This window comes from Caballeronia sordidicola (assembly GCF_000729995.1).
Lineage (GTDB): Bacteria > Pseudomonadota > Gammaproteobacteria > Burkholderiales > Burkholderiaceae > Caballeronia > Caballeronia sordidicola_A.
Genome location: NZ_JNFG01000007.1, coordinates 178,775 through 195,855, shown reverse-complemented (window position 1 = coordinate 195,855; position 17,081 = coordinate 178,775). Strand labels below are relative to the sequence as shown.

18 protein-coding genes and 1 pseudogene are annotated in these 17,081 nt (G+C 59.8%); 7 read left to right on the top strand and 12 right to left on the bottom strand.

Going from position 1 to position 17,081, the window contains the following annotated elements:
- Positions 1-30 precede the first annotated feature (30 nt).
- A pseudogene (locus FH08_RS0107905) lies at positions 31-324 on the bottom strand (SAM-dependent methyltransferase); the annotation flags it as partial.
- A gap of 50 nt (positions 325-374) precedes the next feature.
- Positions 375-587, bottom strand: a complete 213-nt coding sequence (locus FH08_RS0107900) for a DUF1059 domain-containing protein (RefSeq protein WP_031357812.1) — start codon at positions 585-587, stop codon at positions 375-377.
- Between the two features lie 558 nt (positions 588-1,145).
- Between FH08_RS0107900 and FH08_RS48200 the strand changes: the two genes are divergently transcribed.
- The 3 genes from FH08_RS48200 to FH08_RS0107885 all read left to right on the top strand — a co-directional run bounded on the left by FH08_RS48200 (position 1,146) and on the right by FH08_RS0107885 (position 2,839).
- The gene (locus FH08_RS48200) at positions 1,146-1,490 is read left to right on the top strand and encodes a hypothetical protein (protein WP_051887905.1); all 345 of its coding nucleotides are present in this window, start codon (positions 1,146-1,148) and stop codon (positions 1,488-1,490) included.
- 132 nt (positions 1,491-1,622) lie between these two features.
- The gene (locus tag FH08_RS0107890) at positions 1,623-2,153 is read left to right on the top strand and encodes a Spy/CpxP family protein refolding chaperone (protein ID WP_031357810.1); all 531 of its coding nucleotides are present in this window, start codon (positions 1,623-1,625) and stop codon (positions 2,151-2,153) included.
- A 131-nt stretch (positions 2,154-2,284) separates the two neighbouring features.
- On the top strand, positions 2,285-2,839 hold the full coding sequence (locus FH08_RS0107885) for a cysteine hydrolase family protein (protein WP_031357809.1): 555 nt from the start codon (positions 2,285-2,287) through the stop codon (positions 2,837-2,839).
- A 124-nt stretch (positions 2,840-2,963) separates the two neighbouring features.
- Here the strand turns inward: FH08_RS0107885 and FH08_RS0107880 are convergent, their stop codons facing one another.
- A complete protein-coding gene (locus FH08_RS0107880) occupies positions 2,964-4,238 on the bottom strand; it encodes an MFS transporter (protein ID WP_031357808.1) in 1,275 nt (424 codons plus the stop codon).
- Positions 4,239-4,362: 124 nt separating this feature from the next.
- Complete coding sequence (locus FH08_RS0107875; protein ID WP_031357807.1) at positions 4,363-5,547, bottom strand: M20 aminoacylase family protein; 1,185 nt, start codon at positions 5,545-5,547, stop codon at positions 4,363-4,365.
- A gap of 115 nt (positions 5,548-5,662) precedes the next feature.
- Between FH08_RS0107875 and FH08_RS0107870 the strand changes: the two genes are divergently transcribed.
- The gene (locus FH08_RS0107870; protein ID WP_152602750.1) at positions 5,663-6,622 is read left to right on the top strand and encodes a LysR family transcriptional regulator; all 960 of its coding nucleotides are present in this window, start codon (positions 5,663-5,665) and stop codon (positions 6,620-6,622) included.
- A gap of 3 nt (positions 6,623-6,625) precedes the next feature.
- Here FH08_RS0107870 and FH08_RS0107865 read toward each other — a convergent pair whose 3' ends face one another.
- Complete coding sequence (locus FH08_RS0107865) at positions 6,626-7,840, bottom strand: gamma-butyrobetaine dioxygenase (RefSeq protein WP_031357805.1); 1,215 nt, start codon at positions 7,838-7,840, stop codon at positions 6,626-6,628.
- A gap of 247 nt (positions 7,841-8,087) precedes the next feature.
- On the opposite strand from FH08_RS0107865, the gene FH08_RS0107860 reads away from it, so the two are divergent.
- A complete protein-coding gene (locus FH08_RS0107860; protein WP_031357804.1) occupies positions 8,088-9,053 on the top strand; it encodes a GlxA family transcriptional regulator in 966 nt (321 codons plus the stop codon).
- Positions 9,054-9,105: 52 nt separating this feature from the next.
- Here FH08_RS0107860 and FH08_RS0107855 read toward each other — a convergent pair whose 3' ends face one another.
- From FH08_RS0107855 to FH08_RS0107825, 7 genes are all read right to left on the bottom strand, one after another.
- Positions 9,106-9,618 carry a DinB family protein gene (locus FH08_RS0107855; protein ID WP_031357803.1) on the bottom strand — a complete coding sequence of 171 codons (513 nt, stop codon included), beginning with the start codon at positions 9,616-9,618 and terminating at the stop codon, positions 9,106-9,108.
- Between the two features lie 150 nt (positions 9,619-9,768).
- On the bottom strand, positions 9,769-10,677 hold the full coding sequence (locus FH08_RS0107850) for an ion channel (RefSeq protein ID WP_035565575.1): 909 nt from the start codon (positions 10,675-10,677) through the stop codon (positions 9,769-9,771).
- A gap of 74 nt (positions 10,678-10,751) precedes the next feature.
- Entirely contained in the window at positions 10,752-12,509 is a 1,758-nt protein-coding gene (locus FH08_RS0107845; RefSeq protein ID WP_200878714.1) for an FAD-dependent oxidoreductase, read from the bottom strand.
- Positions 12,510-12,654: 145 nt separating this feature from the next.
- Positions 12,655-13,998, bottom strand: a complete 1,344-nt coding sequence (locus tag FH08_RS0107840; protein WP_031357800.1) for an FAD-dependent oxidoreductase — start codon at positions 13,996-13,998, stop codon at positions 12,655-12,657.
- Positions 13,995-14,654, bottom strand: coding sequence for a PadR family transcriptional regulator (locus FH08_RS0107835; protein WP_035565572.1), 660 nt, complete (start codon positions 14,652-14,654; stop codon positions 13,995-13,997). Before FH08_RS0107835 ends, FH08_RS0107840 begins: the two co-directional genes overlap by 4 nt.
- 255 nt (positions 14,655-14,909) lie before the next feature.
- Positions 14,910-15,320, bottom strand: a complete 411-nt coding sequence (locus FH08_RS48195; protein ID WP_235210305.1) for a DUF3574 domain-containing protein — start codon at positions 15,318-15,320, stop codon at positions 14,910-14,912.
- Between the two features lie 54 nt (positions 15,321-15,374).
- A complete protein-coding gene (locus FH08_RS0107825; protein WP_031357797.1) occupies positions 15,375-16,100 on the bottom strand; it encodes a sulfite exporter TauE/SafE family protein in 726 nt (241 codons plus the stop codon).
- A 187-nt stretch (positions 16,101-16,287) separates the two neighbouring features.
- Between FH08_RS0107825 and FH08_RS0107820 the strand changes: the two genes are divergently transcribed.
- Positions 16,288-16,695 carry a MerR family transcriptional regulator gene (locus FH08_RS0107820; protein ID WP_031357796.1) on the top strand — a complete coding sequence of 136 codons (408 nt, stop codon included), beginning with the start codon at positions 16,288-16,290 and terminating at the stop codon, positions 16,693-16,695.
- A complete protein-coding gene (locus FH08_RS0107815; RefSeq protein WP_035565564.1) occupies positions 16,650-17,051 on the top strand; it encodes a carboxymuconolactone decarboxylase family protein in 402 nt (133 codons plus the stop codon). The genes FH08_RS0107820 and FH08_RS0107815 overlap by 46 nt, the downstream gene beginning before the upstream one ends.
- Positions 17,052-17,081: the final 30 nt, after the last annotated feature.

The following is a 17,081-nucleotide window of genomic DNA, read 5'->3' as shown; positions in this document are numbered from 1 at the left end:
CGGGAAGCCTACGGGAACCCTTCGCACGTTTTATCGCCGCGCCTCAAAGATGAGATTGAACGGCGTCGCCGTCGCGCGGCGGAATTGCCTGAAGCCTCCTTCCGTGACCACATCGTGAATTCGCCGCTCGCCGGCTTGCGCGCCGACGCACATGGCGCCCGCCTGAACCCTGGAAGCCGGTGTACAGATCAGCGTAGACGCCGAGTAAAAGATCCTCCCGACCGGATTCAGGTTTCCTTCGAGCGTGTCGTTGGCAAACGGTTCGACGATCATCCACGTGCCATCGTCAGCCAGGGTTTCATGGACGTGACGCTTACTTCTTATTTAATCGACGCCGCTTGGTGAAGACACGGTTCCGATTGCTCAACAGCGAATCATGCGGTTCTCGGTGCATCGACCGGCGGAGTGCCCTGGTGGAACAGCGCGCTCAACTGGGCACGCAGTTCGGGAGAGTCGGTGTGTTTATGAACCGACACGGCATGCTGGACGGCGGCATCCAGGAGTTCTTGATCGGAGTCAGCAGACAGCGCGATGGTGCAGTTCATCTCGCTGGGAAACTCGCGGCAGTCGATGTATTTGCGGGTCATGGCGTTATCCCCCCAACTACGTAGTACGGAGTTAAGTGACAAAGAAGGGCCGAGGTGGCGCCACTCACCTTCCAGCGAATAAGCGCCTGCGCAAATTATAGGTCGCTGACACGAGCTTACGACCTCGTTCGTCGCTACGCCCCGGGGTGCAAAGCACCGCGGTTCAGGCGAAAAATTTTTATTTCGTTAGCGAGTTAAAAGAGCGGACGAACACCCCCGGGCTTTGTACGCGAGCTGGCTTGATTCCTGCGCGTATCACGGTGATATCGAATCCGTCTCAGGTTATGGGAGTCAGCGGATGGGTCGGTCAATCGCCTTCACTTCGAAAACTTTTTTGAAGCGGGGGTTATCAGAGGCACGAGGGCCGTCATTGGCACCGGTGGCTTGCACAACGGAACTGTAAGTAATGGGGGCTAAGCTGGTCGCGCAATGACGGGGAGTCACTTCTCCTGTGCATTCGAGCGCTGGTCGTCTCGGCCCCGATCGTCCTTCATCAGCAATCTTGCCGCGGTTGTCGATGCGGGCACTTCACCTCTTGCAACAAAGGAGACGAGCTTCATGACGCGACATTCCCGAAGTTTGTTGTATCGCCGGTTGGCGACAGTCGCTATCGCAATTGCCGCTGCAACATCCGTACTGCCGGCGCAAGCACAACACCGTGACGATCACGGCGGCGGCCGCGGTGGATACCATGGTGGTCACGGCGACGACCATGGCGGATATCGAGGCGGCGGTGGTGGCGGTGGCGGCCTGCTCGTCGGCGCGCTGCTGGGTGTTGTCGCGGGTGCGGCCATCGTGGGCGCCGCGACGCAGGCGCCTCCTCCCGTGGTCTATTCAGCACCACCGCCCCCGCCTCCACCGGGCGTCGCTTATTACCCGAATTGTTATCCTCCTGGTTACTGAGCTTGCGACCTCGAGCCCGCCGACCTCTCTGGAAGCACATTGCGCTCATCGAGTACATTGGCCGGCAGCAAGACCACCACGCGTCCTGATGAAAACGTCGCGCATCCAACAACTCAATTCAAGCCTCCCAACATGAAACCATCCATTCGTATTGCTGTTGCGCCTGCATTGCTGGCGTTTGCCTGCTTCACGACTTCCGCATGGGCGCAGACCACGGCGGCAAGCGATTCAACCGCAACGCCTTCTTCGGCCGCTTCCGCACCCGTTAGCCATGCACAGAAGCACGCAGATTTTGTGGAGAAACGAATCGACGACCTGCACGCGCAGATGAAGATCACGAGCCAGCAACAGCCGCAGTGGGACGCCTTTGCACAAACGATGCGTGACAACGCGACCAAGACCGACCAGGCCTTCCACGATCGCGCGCACAAGCTGCCCTCGGAGAATGCGGACGACGCCATGAAGTCCTACGCCGAGTTGGCCCAATTGCACGCGGACAATATGCAGAAGCTGGCTGCGTCGTTCAGCGCTCTTTATGCCACGCTGTCCGACGAGCAGAAGAAGATTGCCGACCCGCTGTTCCGAAATGACCACGCTAAGGGACATGCGGGGCCGCGCAAGCATAGGCCTGCGGCTTCGGCTCCGGCGCCGGCTTCGAACTAAACTCCCGTTGGTCTATTGCGCAAGCCCTTAGCCTGCACGGCGGGGCTCGACTTCTCCCAGTCCAAGGATTCGGCTAGACGCGGTCGGCTAGACGCGGTCGGCTAGACTACGGTTTTCTCGGGAGCAAGAATATGGTCGCGGCGCTGATAGTAGTCGATGTGCAAGAGGGCCTGTTCGGGCCGTCTCCTTCACCGGCAGCGTCCGAAGATGTTTTTGCCCGCATCAACGAACTGACTTCGCGCGCGCGTGCGGCCGGCGTTCCGGTGATTTTTGTTCAGCATGAAACTGCGACGGGCGACCTTGAGTATGGCTCGCCCGGCTGGGCGCTTGCTAAAGAGCTTCACGTGCAAGCGTCTGACGAGATAGTTCGCAAGACAACGCCGGATTCATTCTTGAGGACGAGCCTTGGATCGATACTCGAGAGCGGTGGAGTATCCAACGTGGTCATATGTGGCTACGCCACGGAGTTCTGTGTCGATACAACGGTGCGCCGTGCTGCTGCGCTCGGATACGGCGTGACGCTCGTCGCCGACGCTCACACCACGCACGACAAGGCGCACGCCACTGCTGCCAGAATTGTCGAGCATCACAATGCAACCTTGCCGGATATCAGCAGTTTCGGCCCGAGCATCAAGGCAGTTGCCACCGCAAACATTCGCTTCGATGGCGGCAAGGCACTCACGTGATTGCTTGTCCTCTCACGATCCGCAGACGAGCGTAGAAGCGAAAAAGGCTGGGCGCCTGAGCGCCCAGCCTTATAGTTGCCTTGTGTTTTATGCAGGTTCAGTAGCCCCTGCTATTTCCCAAGCATCAGGTCAGCTCGCGTCCACCGGTTTCGTCCAACATAGAAACGGCAATCAGCGAAATAATCACGCACACGATCATGTACCACGCGGGGGCCATCGTATTACCAGTAACCCTGATAAGCCACGCAACAACCAACTGCGCCGACCCGCCAAACACCGACACTGCCACTGCATACGCGCTCGCCAAATAACCCGCGCGCACATGCTTCGGAAAGTTCTCCGGCATGAGTGCATAGGCCGGTGCCGAACCCATCGTGTAGAACAGCATAAGCAAGACGATCAATCCAACCATGACCGGCAACGAAGGAAACTGATTCATCAGCCAGAAAGCCGGATAAAGCAGCACAATCAGCACTATGCGTCCGACCAGGATCAGCGGCTTGCGGCGTTGCATCTTGTCCGATAGCGCACCCCAGACCGGACACAGCGTCAGCGAAACGATCGCCGCGAAGATCGACACCAGCATGGAAAGCTTGGGCGGCATCTTCAGGTATTGAATCGAATAGGTGGGGATGTAGTACATCAGGACGTAGGTTGCCACCGTCATGCCCATGATGGCGAAGACGGTCAGGAACCACTTACGCACAAGGCCCGGCTCCAGACTCGACCTGGCTGCCTTGGCCTGCTTCGGCGGCTCTTCCACAATGTGCCGGCGCAAATACACGCCGACCGGCATGATCAGCGTGCCGATCAGGAACGGTACGCGCCATCCCCAGTCGAGCAATTGCTCGCCGCTTAACTGGTAAGTCAACAGTGCCGCAATGCCGGAGCCCATCAGCGCAGCAGCACCCTGACTCGCGAGCTGCCAGCTAGCGCGGAAACCGCGCCCTTTAGCCGAACCCGTCTCGAGCAGCGTCGCCGTGGCGGCGCCGAATTCTCCGCCCTGCGCGAAGCCTTGCAACAGGCGAGCAAAGATGATCAAGGCCGGAGCGGCGAGACCAATGCTTGCGTAAGTGGGCGCCAGGCCGATCATGGCCGAGCCGATCGCCATCAGGAAGATGGTCAGCGTCAGCGCAGTACGCCGGCCGCGTTTGTCCGCGTAGTGTCCCAGCACGAAGCCGCCGACCGGACGCGCGACAAAGCCGATCGCAAACACGGACAGCGCAAGTAACGTGGAGACAACCGGGTCATGCGCCGGGAAGAAAAGCTTGGCGATCGTGAGCGCGAAAAAGCTATAGACGGTGAAATCGTAAAACTCGAGCAGGTTGCCGATGATCGCGGCAATCACGATCTTGCTTTGCGAAACCGCTTTAGCAGGCTGGGCTGTAATGACTGACATGGATGTCCCGTGAATACTTGGGTCCTGCGCACGGCTAAGTGCGATGCCGAGGCATCGCACTGTACGCAAGCTTGGCGTGCTACCAAAGTGCTACTGAAGTGCTATTGATTCAACCGCGCGAAGCCTACTGCGCGAGGAAACGCTCGACCAGACGAGTCCAGTAGGCAGCGCCCACCGTGAGGTTGTCGTCGTTGAAGTCGTAGGACGCGTTATGCAACATTGGCGCGCCTTCACCGTTGCCCAGACGCAGGAAACATCCCGGCTTCTTCTGCAGGTAATAAGCGAAATCCTCGCTGCCTGCGATCGGGCCGAAGTTATCGACAACCCGGTCGTCGCCAACCAGTTCTCGCGCCACTTGCGATGCCAGTTCGGTCTCTGCCTGACTGTTGATCACGACCGGATAACCCGGGACATACTCAATCTCCACGCGTGCGCCATACGCGCTTGCCTGTGCTTCCGTCAGCGCGCGGATGCGTGCTTCGAGCAGCTTGCGCACAGCGGGGTCGAACGAACGAACGCTGATCTGCAAGCGCGCCGACTCAGGAATCACATTGGCGGCGAAACCCGCGTTGAAGGCGCCGACCGTGACCACGGCCGTTTGCATCGGGTCGATACTGCGCGCGACCACCGTTTGCAACGCGGTCACCAGTCCCGCGCCGATGACAACAGGGTCCACAGCAAGATGCGGGCGCGCTGCGTGGCCGCCACGGCCGTGAATGGTGATGTTGACCGTATCCGACGCCGCCATGAAAGGGCCGCTGCGGAACATGAACGTGCCGGTCGGATAGCCGGGATGATTATGCAAGCCGAAGATCGCCTCGCAGGGGAAGCGCTCGAACAAGCCGTCGGCAATCATTCGCATGGCGCCGCTGTCCGCGCCGATCTCTTCGGCGGGCTGGAACACGAGATGAACCGTGCCGTTGAATGCGCGTGTACGGGCAAGGTGGCGCGCGGCGCCCAGGACCATGGTGGTGTGGCCGTCGTGGCCGCACGCGTGCATCAGGCCCGCGTTGCGGCTGGCGTACGGCAAGCCGGTTTCTTCAGCAATCGGCAACGCGTCCATGTCGGCGCGCACGGCCACGGCGCGGGTTCCTGAACCCGCAGTGAGCGACGCGACCATGCCCGTTCCGCCCAGACCACGCGTCACCTTGTAACCCCAGCTTTCCAGGTTTTGCGCAACGAGGTCGGAGGTTTGAAACTCCTTGTACGCAAGCTCCGGATTCTGATGCAGGCGATGCCGGATATCGCTTAGTTCATCGCGCAGATCCGTCGTGTCGTCTAGTGAGCAGAAGCTCTTGGTATTTTCCATGGTCGTGCACGTCTCTCTGTAAGAAATCTAATGGGGGAGTATTCTGCTGCAAAATCCGCTAATCAATGACGTTCGTTGACCGATAATGTTGACTTGCATGTCAACAGACAACGATATGGCTAAAGACAATACGCCTGCCCGCGAGAATTTGCTTAGCGCCCGGAGCCTGCGTTATTTGCATGAGATCGACCTGCACGGAGGCGTGCGTGCCGCGGCCGACGCGCTGGCCATTAACGGCTCCGTGATCAGCCGGCAAGTGGCGCAACTCGAACGCGACCACGGTGTTGTGTTGCTGGAGCGGCGCGGCAGGCGCGCGGTGCTGACGGAAATCGGGCTAAGCCTCGTCGAACATTTCCGCGAGAGCTGCCGCCGCGATGCGGACATGCTGGCACAACTGGAAGATTTTAGGAGCCTGCGGCGCGGACGGCTGGGCATTGGCGTGGGCGAGGGGTTCGTCGAGAATCTGCTGGCGACCGTGCTGGAGGGCTTCAGCTTGCAGTTTCCTGACATCGTGGTGGAATTGCGCAGCGGCGCGACGTCCGAAATCATTGCGATGGTCCGCAACGACGATGTCGATCTTGGCCTGTGCGCCGGCGCGGGCGGCGATCCCGCCATACGTTCCCGGACCTTCCGGGCGGCGCAGTTCTGTGCACTCGTCAGCCCGCGCCATGCGTTGGCGGGTGAGCGGCGCATCCGCTTTGAACAGTTGCGCGATCAGCGGCTTATCTTCATGCCCGAGCGCTTCGGCGCCCAGCAATATCTCGACGCCATCATTCGGGCAGAGCGGCTGAACCTGACACCGTCGTACCGCTGCGATCTTTTCTCGGCGGCCCAGGCGATTGCCGCAGCGGGACTGGGCGTGGCGTTCATGTCGACGGATGCGGCGCGGCAATACCTTGAAGCGGGGCGTCTGGTTGCACTCGAACTGGAGCATCCGATCGCACGCGAATTCAGCAGCCAGGCAATCCGGCGGGTCGGCCGGCGCCTTTCTCCGGCAGCTGAATTCCTTTGGCGGCATCTTGTAGAGGCGATGCAGCGGCGATGGGCCGTTACATCGCCGAAGCAAGGCGAGTGATCATCAGGCGGCTCGGATTGAGTGGCCCGGTTCACCGCGCTGCAATACGAGAATGCGCGAAAGCAGCTCATCGCGGTCCATGTAACAGCCTCGCAGGAAACGCTTCCCGCTTGCCTGATCGAAAGCCTTGCGGGCGTGCATGGTCCTGCGATTATCGAAGCACCACATCTGCCCCGCCTCCAGCCGGCGACTCACTATGAACCGTGAATCCCGGGTAAGCGCGGAAAAGTGCCTGTACGCGCGATAGAACGCGCTCATCTCGGAGGCCGGTAAATTGAAGGGCGCACGAAGCCAGTTCGCCAGCCGGATTTCGCTCACCTCGCCGCGCGAGTCGAGGCCAATAATCGGTGCATAGCTGCGATAGTCGCTCTGCGGCGCCTTGTTCCAGAACTCTACCGGGTGCTCGCACAGCAGGCGAAAGTCTTCGGGGGACGCGGCTCGCAAAGTCGCTGCAATCGCGAATCCGTCCACGAAGGTACTTTCTCCGCCGGCGGCGTCGTTGATCAGGCAATGGAGAAACTGCAAGCCGGGCTGAAGTTCCCGGGTCGGCAGGTCGGTATGGGCCGGCAATTCCAGGGCCGTGTAGGCATTGCTATCGGCTGCTTCAGCTTTCGTCCTGACTTCGAAGGTAACGCCGAAATTGCTCTCGCGAATAAACGATATACGCCTCGCCACGTTTTCCAGCGCTTCACCGGTTGCGGGCATGCCGGTGAGCATGGTCAATCCGATGTCGCGCGCCGCAAGCAGCCAGTCGAGCAAGACAGGGTCGGATGACATCACGGCCGAGTAGTCGAACGTGGGGATAAGCAGGTCGCTTTCCCACGGACGTACGCTATATAGCCGGTCCGCCCGTTCGCTTCGGGACAAAGCGTCATACGCGTGGGAACGCAACCAGCCGGCTTCATACACGCTGCGATGACCGTCGCTCCAGTGCACAGTCAGCGAACCCGTTGCATTCAGCGAAATGCTCTCGGCGGCAAGGTTACCCGGTGCATCCACCACCTCGAACATTTGTTCGCGCGTCCCCGGATGGACGCACTGGGAACACGGGCAGTTGTCGCGCAGCCATAAGAAATGATAGTGGCTGATCCGGTCATCGTCCCACGTCGCTTCCAGGCTGTCGGTCAGGAGTTTGACGGCTCGAAGACGATGGGTCGATTCGAATGTTCTCCAGTCTGCGGAGAACGTTTGGTTGGCCGGGCTTGCTATTGCGTTCATTTTTACCTCCATGTTGTGGTCGTGTCGTCATGCCTGGATTCTTACTTGCTTCACTCAATATGTAATCCTAATTTATGAAAATTTACGATTCCAACGTCCGGCTAACTTTACGGTTCCTGTTCAGCGATAAACAATAAATATGCGACGTTGATTGCTAATTTTGCGACAATCGATTGTGAAGGCGAAAAGCGTTCGAGCGCTTTCGCCGCATTACGGTGCCGTCAGGTCTGGTTGGAGCGTCCGCCCCATGAGCGAACTCATTGTTTTCTTGTTGATGCCCGGTTTTTCGCTGCTCGACTTTGCAGCCATAGCCGAACCTTTGCGGTCCGCTAACCGGCTCGGCGGCGAGTTGTATCGCTGGAAAGTGTTGAGCGCGGACGGACATCCGGTGGCGGCAAGCAACGGCATGTCGATGGCAGTGGACGGGCCGTTACAAACGATTGAGACGGCTTCAATCCTGTTCGTGGTCGCGGCTTATGATCCGCTGGCATATCTCGACCGATCGCTCAAGCATTGGCTGAAACGACAGGCAAGCGCGGGAATCATTCTTGGCGGCGTGGACACCGGCGCCTTCGTGTTAGCGGAAGCGGTGTTGCTGCAGGGATTTCGCGTAACCGTTCATTGGGAGACGATCGCGGCGTTCGTAGAACGCTATCCAGCATTGCGCACCAGCCATGAGATCTTCGAGATCGACGGTCAGCGGATTACCTCAGCTGGCGGAACGGCATCGATGGATCTGATGCTCGAATTGATCGCGCGGCGTCACGGGCGCGATCTTGCGATCCGGGTGGCCGATCAGTTCGTGCTGGGACAGATTCGTCCGCAGAAGAACCTGCAACGCGCGGCGCCCGTCGAGCGTTATGGCGTGAACAACACCAAGCTGCTGTCGGCTATTGCGCAGATGGAACAGCACATTGAAACACCTTTGGCTATCGATCCGCTGGCCAGGAATGTCAATATCACCCGCCGGCAACTCGAGCGGCTTTTTCAGGCAAGCATGGGCGAATCGCCCGCCGGTTTCTATTTGAACCTGCGGCTGGAAAGAGGGCGTCAACTGCTGCAACAAACCGACCTTTCCATCATGGAGGTCAGCCTTGCAAGCGGGTTCGAATCAGCTTCTTATTTTGCGCACTGCTATAAGAAACGTTTCGAGCGGTCACCGCGCGAAGACCGGCAAGCCTTTGCTGGAACCATGGGTCCCGACCGCTCATAAACCATGCGTCGCCTCTTATCCGAAAAACCAGTCATTCGGAAACCGCGGAGCGCTAAGCCTCTTGCGCCACGTCGCGCAGGAACACGGGAAGATCGGTGGCGGACGGCGTGACCCCTGCCTGATACATCATGTCGCCGACAAACCCGCGGTGATAGGTGCCGTGATTAACCACATGCAGGATCATTTCGTTGCAGGTCATGACACCCTCGCCACCGCCAATAAACTTGAAGTGAATTGATCGGTCGAGATCGCCGGCCGATAGACCCTCGGCGAAATCGACATACCATTGGTCCAGCGTCCGGACCGCTTCCCACAGTTCTGCCAAAGACGGATGACCCGGCGTATTGCGTGCCGAGTAACCATGTTCGCGCCCCTGAAGATGAGCCTGGAACACGGCGTCTATGACGTAGATGTGGTTCAGCGTGTGGACCATGTTTCCGAAGCGTGTCTGCCGTGGGCGGACAACCTCTTCGTACGGCATGTCGCGCAGCATGGAGAAGAGGAGATCGTTGGCCCAGGCTTTATAGCGGGTCAACATTCGGACGGTCTTGTTAGCGGCAGTCATGGGTTCCTTCCATGGCAAAAATCAAGTGGCGATTCATCAAGTGGAATAGCGTGCTTCAGCTTATCCGCTAAGCAATCGGTGCGACAGATACAGTGATCGTACGAACCGCCAGATCAGTTAAAGCCCAAGCGTCGCAATTTAGAATCCGTGTCAGAGCGGCACGACATCGTGAAACTTGCTGTAGTCCAGATGCGTTTCACCGTCCCGCTCATATAGCAGGTCGACGTACTGATGCTGCCAAAGAATACATTCAGGCGGCCATGCATAACGTGCCTGCATGGGCTGCGCCGTGGTTTCGTCCAGGCCTTCCACCATCAGCATCAACTCGGAGTTCGTCGCTTTGAGCGACTCGAGTGTCTGGCCAAAGAGCGGACTTTCCTCATCGATGACATGCATGAGGCTCCACCCGAGCAGGAAGATCGGATGCTGTTCGCGGATCAGCGGAAGATCCAGCACCTTGCGAAAATAGAAGCCTTCGGGAGTGGTCTCCGAACGCATCAGCCGCATGCGCGCCCTCGCTTCCACAATCACGTTCTGACGCGCATTGGCGGCGCGGACCATGAGCGTCATCCGGCCGTCGATAGGACGCACGACCGCGCGCTTGGCAAACAGGATGCGCGCATGGGGCCGCGAAAACCGCGCGAAGATCATCCCGGTCGTCAACGCAATGCCTGACATGCCGACGAAGATTTCGAGCGTGGCGACAGTGTGGCCGTAGATGGTATCGGGATGCATGTCGCCGTAGCCAACCGTTGCAAGCGTCTCCACGCTGAAGAAGAACGCGCCTAGCAGACCAGCGGGAGCCTGGTTTGCAATAGCGTGAGGTCCCAGCAGGTACAGCAACGCGAACCCGAAGTTGAGCAGCAGAAAGAGCAGCGCCGCGACCGCGAAGAACAGCGGCCACCCGACCGTCAGTGCAATGTGGTAAATGTCCTGCCAGAAGAAGGTCTTGAGGCCGTGCGTGATGACATGACGGTTTTCATCCAGCGCCAGCCGTCGATGCGGTGCACCAGGCTCGTATGCCTCATGTGACGACGATTGAGTTGGTTTGGATGGCATGGTTGAAAGACTCTCAAAAGGGGAGGCGGAACATCTCGAGCGGCGCGCGTGCGAATGTTCGACCGGTATCGTCCTTATACAAGTTTCGTGAAACCGTCGGCGCTCCAGCGTTCGCTTCCTACGCCGTGATGAACGAAGAACAAGCCATCGGGATCATACTGATCTTTCACAGCGAGCAGCCTGCGGTAATTTGAGCCCCAGAAAGCCCGTTGCCAATCCGCGTTGAAGAAATTGCTTTCGGAGACGTAAGAACCGGGGTCCGGAACCAGCTTGCGCACTTCGTCCATCGCGCTCCCGATAGCTCGCGCGGCCCGCCGCGCTGCTTCGATATCCGGCTCGTGGCCCTGAATGCCCGGATAGGCCGGCGGTCCTTCCGCCCCGGCAATGAGCAGCGCGAAGGCGTCCAGCGCGGCCGGGTTGGTGGCGGAGTCACGTGCTGCCGCGATGGCTTCGGCGGGCGCGCCCGCCAAACCCTTGTTGACGTGCAGCGACACGCTCCATTGCCGGCTCGCGGCAAACAGCGTATCGGCCAGCGTTTGACGCTGGTCATCTTGCAACAAGGCCGCAGGAAGCCACGCGGATTCGTAGCCGTGCAGCACTTGTCCCGCCTCTCCCCGATTGCCCGACCAAAAAATATTGTCGCTGGATGCGCCCGGGCGGTCGTCGGTGCTAATGAAACCGAGGAGCTTCTTGAGCATCGTCGGAGCCCAGAAACCGCGAGCCGGGAGGGCGACGATCTTCAGCGGCGAGAACTCGACCTTGAAATCGTCCGGGGACGCGGCAAGTGACTCCATGAACGGTTGCCAGACCACTTGCGCTTCGCTGCGGCTGAGGCCCTGGAACACCATCGAGATATTGAGGACGTTGTTAGGACGAAACCGGATCTGTTCGCCCCAGTGCGGGTTCATCAGGTCCTGATGATAAAAGTCCACCATCAAGCCAATCAACCGGCGAAATGCCGCCGCCGACGTGGCCTTGATCGTCATGTTCACCGCGCCGAAGGTCTCGGGTAACTCGTGGACCCGAAGCGTCAGCCGTGTGACCACGCCCAGGCTACCACCGCCGCCGCCTTTCAGCCCCCAGAACAAGTCGGGATTCGTGCAGGCATTGGCGATCCTGACGGCGCCGTCCGCCGTCACGACTTCGGCTTCGAGCAGGCTTCCTGCCGCCAGTCCGTAGGCTTTGGAAAAGCTTCCGAACCCGCCGCTCTGGATCAGGCCGGCCACGCCGACCGTCATGCAGCCGCCACCCTGGACGTAACCGCCGGCCTGCGTGGTGACCGCATCGTAGACGTGTGCCCAGAGCGCGCCGGCGCCGACCGTGACTGCCCGCACCGGCGAGGCGTGCCCCTCGCATCCCGTACCGACAAACGCGTCTCGCAGGGTGATGTCGTTCATTTTTCGCGTCCAGACCAGCAGGGAGTCCGGCGCATTGGACGTGCCTTGATAACTGTGGCCGCCACCCTTCACGACAAGCCGCAAATTATTTCGGCATGCGAAGTTGATGGCAGCAACTACATCATTCGTATTGCGTGCGGCCACCGCATAGACGCTGGGTGTCGATGTCCACGCGTCGACCCAGCCGAGGGATTGCGTCAGGCCGACTTCATCGCCGAGAAAATAGGGGTTCTTGAGTTCCTTGAACAACTGCTGGCAGTCGGCGCTATCGGGCGAGTTCAGGCAAGTCGCAAAGGGCGATTGCACTTTGACCAATGCATCGCCGACTTGCTGGCCGAGTTCGTTCCACTGTGCATCGGATGGCCAGCCCGGGTCGCCCGGGCGCACTCGGGCTGGCGCACTGGGCGCCATGGCCGCACGCGACGGCGTGAGCATCGGTTTCCATATGCCTGACAAAAACGGAAGTCCGGCTGCGAATTGCAAAAGACGTCGTCTTTTCCGGGAGAGCGTTTGGTTCGAAGGTTTCATCGGTTAGCGTGAAATCTTGAAGTGGTCGCAACCGTGAAGTTAACCCCGTTAGCTACGGTTGTGTACCCTCTACACCACGAAAATCGTTTTCCGCGTCGATCATGCGGCGCTTGAGCAGCGGCACGTTGTTCACCACGCGCAAACCGGTGCGCATCGCGCCGAGCGCCACGCGCCCGACCATCGGGCGATGTATCGCACCGCTGGCGTCGAACTGCTTGCGCGACTCCGCTACCGCGTGGAAGCCGTATTCGCGCATTTGCGCCTCGTAACCGGCGATCGCGTCGTGGCCCGACATGTCGCCGCGCTGAGCCGCGCCCAAGCGGGCTGCCAGCAGCGCGGCGTCGCGCAGCGCGGTGTTGGCGCCCACGCCTCGGCCCGGCGTCATCAGGTGCACTGCGTCGCCCAGGACGGTCACGTTGGTGGTCGGCCACGCGTCGACGGGCACTGACGTGCGGACATCGACGGCAAAGGCGGTATCAGGATCCGACGCGCGAATCAGCGCGCGCAGGTTCGGATGCCAGCCGTCGGTGATCTCGGTCGCCAGCGCGAGCAGCGCGGGTTGGCTGAGCGATTTGGGATTGGCTGGCAGGTTACGCAACGCGCCCCATACGCCCCACATCAGATAGTCGCGGGTGTTGTCGAACAGCAGGCCTGGCCAGCGCGTGAGCAATTCGGCATCGCTGCCGCCGAGGCCCTCCTTGAGACCGTGCGCGCCCCACGGGAACTCCATGACATGCACGATGGCGCCAAAGCCCTTCGGCGCGTTGATCAACGTGATGCCATCCAGCACTTTCGGCGGCAGCAGCGCGCGCGATGCTTCGCTCATTGGTACCTTGGCCGCGATGCTGACAATACCGGTGTTCTCCAGCCGCGCCTCGGGCAGCAGTTGCCGGCGCACTTTGGAGCGCGCGCCATCCGCCCCGACCAGCAGATCAGCCGTGGCTTGCGTGCCGTCGTCGAAAAATGCGGTCACGCTGCCGTTGGCGTGCTGCTCGTACCGGGTAAACGTTTTGTCGAAGTGAATGTGCTGTTCCAGTCCGGTCAACAGCACTTGCCGTAGCGTCATCCGGCTCACGGATTTGCCGCCGCCCATGGACTCCTCGTCGAGCCTGACTGATAACAACTCGGCTAACCGCTCCGTCAGGATGTTGAAGTGGCGGGGTGTACGCGCGCAGGTTGCAACGAAAGTCGCGAACAGATCGGGCGGCAAACAGGCTTTCAGCGACGCAACGCCATGCGCATTGATGCCTACGCGATAACCCTGCAAACCATCGGTCCGCGTACGGTCGCGCTCGTAGACGGCCACGTTGATGCCCGCCTGCTTCAGGCCATGCGCGAGACACAAACCGCCCGTACCGGCGCCGATGATGATGACGTTCATGGGTTCGCGGTTCATGGTTTCGTCTCCTTGCCGGCGGTGGGCGTGTTCAGTTTGTACGAGGTGGCGTCGGCGGGTAGCGCGAAGCGTTGTGCAATTTCATCCAGCCACTCCGGGCTCCAGGTGAGGGTGCCGGACTTCAGATCAGCCGCCACGCTTCGGACCCAGTCGAGTTCGGCCACGAGCTTGGCGCGGATCAATTCGCTCTCGAGCAGGAACAAACGCGGTACCTGCATGGCGTGGGCGTGTTCGTCGCCTGCGTCGAGGCGAGCCAGTTCACGCTCCATTGCGCCGATGCGGGTAACGAGCTGCCGGCACACGTCCTCCGGTGTCAGCACGGGCAAGAACGAGAGCGCTGCGGGGAAAGACGGAAATTCGTGCGCAGGTTGAGCGAGTTGTTCACGCAGCCAGAGCCGGGCGGTGTCGCGGCCGGCCTCAGTGATCTCGTAGATCGTGCGCTCCGGGAATGCACCATCGCGTTCCGTCTCGCGCACAGCTACCAGGTCGCCGCGCATCAAGCGATCGATCGTTTGATAGAGGCTATTGCGCTGGCTGACATTGATGACTTCGTCCTTGCCACGCGCCTTGATGAGCTGCTGCATCCGGTAGGGATGCATGGGCGCTTCGGTCAGCATGGCAAGGACGGCGAGGGCAAGCGGGGAATAACGGACCATGGATATCAATTAGTCTTAATGTATCTAGTCATAATATAACTATATTTACGAGATTGGCAAGTGGGAGTTTTGAGGCGTTGGATGTGCAGGGGAGCGGATGACGTGACAGGCTATGCCTTTTGGTATTCGCGCGTGCCAAAGACCGCCCGGAACGCTTGGCTTAGGTCGCGGCGTGCAAGATCGCTAAGGACTTGATGAGCGCAAGCCTATGCAGTTGCTTAATGCCACTTAAGAGACGCTAAGCGTCAACGCCGCTTAGAAGGAGACGCAAGCGTGGCTCTTGACCCTGAGCACGGACTCCTGGCTAAAGCGCGATTTGTATTCGTTGGCAATCGCCCTTACCGCGGCTTCGCTAGACTCGTCGTCAGGATGCACCAGGCTAAGCACGAACGAGGCTTCGTGAACGATGGTGTTATCGGCTCCTTTCCATTGTCCGGATGCTTGCCACACCGTCAGCCCTTGAGGAAACCGGGGTGTCACTGAGGTCCGCAGGAATTCGGTCCACTCTCCGGGAGTAACAGTACCGACGGGCTTCGCCGTGCCGAAGATCATTTCGTCGTTGACCGCGCGCTCTTCGCCGGGAGCGCACCGGGTCTCCTGCACTGCGGCGCATCCGTAGACTGTCAGCACGGACGCGAAGAGCGCAGCAGTTCGAAGACGAGACAAGCTCAGTACTGTCATTATTTGCGAGGTTCGCAGGGCGCCAGGCTGGCTTGCCGACTACTGGCCGGCCGCTGCCCAAAGTAATGAGAGACCGGACGACAACATGAGTCCGTCGACCAGCAACTTGAACGTCGATGGCGCCATGCGGACGACTATCGACTTGGCGAAAAACGATCCGGTCATAAGCGCTGTTCCTGCGATCAGGCCTTGAAACACGATGCCCGCCGGCAGTGCGCCAAACTCCTTGAACGCCGCGATCTTGGTCCCGTAGACGGCGAGCGAACCGGCGGCTTCCGTCGCGAGGAAAGCGCCTCGTTCAAGTCCGTAAGACGTGAAAACAGGCACCGTGATCGGACCCGTGGAGACAACGATGCCGGTCAAAAATCCGACCGGGCCGCCGATCAGTGCAAGGTGCAAAAGGCTGAACTTGACCGACCGCCGTGCGAGCCATCGCCGGGTGGGGATCATGGCGACAAAAAATACGCCGAGGGCAATTTCAACCGCGCGGGCAGGCAACGATAACAGCGTGTGAACCCCCAGCGCGGCTCCCGGAACAGCGGTCAGGCAATAGGCGCCGCAAGCGCGCCAGTTGATCTCTCTCCACCACGCGACGATCTTGCCGAGATTTCCCATGATCGCGCCGATCGCCATGATGGGAACGGCCTGCTGGGGACCAAAGAAGATGACGAGGACCGGCATCAGCATCATGGACGATCCCGTGCCGATAATGCCGCTCAACATGCCGGCTGCCACGCCGACGATTAAAACAAGGACGTATTCCATAGCCCGCGTCTTTGTAGGGATTATTCGAATAAGTGACGTTGAAGAAATGGGACTGGCCAGTACGGCGCACGACGTATGGTACGTGAACTCTGGGCACGTCGCGAGGAGCGGCACAATGCGGGAAAGCGCTTGACTTAGAGTGCACTCTAAGTCCTACCATGCTCTATGTCGAAACGAGAACGCAGCCATGAAGATAGGTGATATCGCCGGGAAGACGGGCCTGACAGCCCACACGATTCGCTACTATGAACGGATTGGATTACTCCCGTTCGCGCCGCGAGATGGCACGGGTCAACGTGTTTATGACGCGTCCATCCTCACGTGGATCGAGTTCCTGGGGCGGCTTAAAACGACCGGCATGTCGATTCAGGAAATGCTGCGTTATGCCGGGCTTCGCGCGCAGGGAGCAGCGACCGAGAAAGCCCGATGCGATCTGCTGACTGAACATCGCGATCAGGTCCGGCTAAGGGTGGAGGAACTTCAAGCGTGCCTTCTCGTTCTCGACAACAAGATAGCGGGTTATGCCAATACTCAACTGAGGACGGAAAAATGCAAGACACGATCGAACGCCAAGCGGATCAGGAAAGTCGCCTAGAACGGGGCAAACGGGTGTTGTCGGAGATCGACGGGGAAGCCGGTGAGAAGGTCATCGACTCGCTTGCGGATATCGCGCCGGACTTCGCGCGCTACGTGCTTGAATTTCCCTTCGGCGACATCTACTCGCGACCGGGCCTGGACATTCGCGCTCGTGAAATCGCCACGATTGCAGCGCTTACCGCTTTGGGCAATGCAACGCCTCAACTTAAGGTCCATATTGCCGCGGGGCTGAATGTGGGTATTAGCCGCGACGAGATAGTCGAGACCATCATGCAAATGGCCGTGTATGCAGGATTCCCGGCTGCCCTTAATGGCCTGTTCGCCGCAAAGGAAGTTTTTCGCGATCACGTTTGAGCGGAGGCATGTAAGCGCACATGCCCGACG